The organism is Synechococcus sp. CCAP 1479/10, from assembly GCF_019038515.1.
Classification (GTDB): domain Bacteria; phylum Cyanobacteriota; class Cyanobacteriia; order PCC-6307; family Cyanobiaceae; genus Cyanobium.
The window spans coordinates 1-782 of the sequence record NZ_JAFKRJ010000053.1 but is presented as its reverse complement, the minus strand read 5'-3'; the positions used below and the strand labels follow the sequence as shown (position 1 = coordinate 782).

Here is a 782-nt window from a genome sequence, read left to right as displayed (position 1 = left end):
GCACTCATGACCGCCACTCTCCAGCAGCGCTCCGGCGCTTCGGTGTGGAACCAGTTCTGTGAGTGGGTCACCTCCACCAACAACCGTCTCTACGTCGGTTGGTTCGGTGTGCTGATGATCCCCACCCTGCTGGCTGCCACCATCTGCTTCATCGTCGCCTTCATCGCGGCGCCCCCCGTCGACATCGACGGCATCCGTGAGCCCGTCGCCGGCTCCCTGATGTACGGCAACAACATCATCTCCGGCGCCGTTGTTCCCTCCAGCAACGCCATCGGCCTGCACTTCTACCCCATCTGGGAAGCCGCCAGCCTCGACGAGTGGCTGTACAACGGTGGCCCCTACCAGCTGGTGGTCTTCCACTTCCTGATCGGCGTCTTCGCCTACATGGGCCGCGAGTGGGAACTCTCCTACCGCCTCGGCATGCGCCCCTGGATCTGCGTCGCCTACTCCGCCCCCGTGGCGGCCGCCAGCGCCGTGTTCCTGATCTACCCCTTCGGTCAGGGTTCCTTCTCCGACGGCATGCCCCTCGGCATCAGCGGCACCTTCAACTACATGCTGGTGTTCCAGGCTGAGCACAACATCCTGATGCACCCCTTCCACATGCTGGGTGTGGCCGGTGTGTTCGGTGGCTCCCTGTTCTCCGCCATGCACGGCTCCCTGGTGACCTCCTCCCTGGTGCGTGAGACCACCGAGAGCGAGTCCCAGAACTACGGCTACAAGTTCGGCCAGGAGGAAGAGACCTACAACATCGTGGCTGCCCACGGTTACTTCGGTCGCCTGAT

The 782-nt window shown here is 63.6% G+C and carries 1 protein-coding gene; it reads left to right on the top strand.

What is annotated here, in order from left to right; all coding sequences use genetic code 11:
* Positions 1-6: 6 nt before the first annotated feature.
* On the top strand, positions 7-782 hold a 776-nt coding region (locus KUG39_RS16890), incomplete at its 3' end, for a photosynthetic reaction center family protein (RefSeq protein ID WP_216916629.1).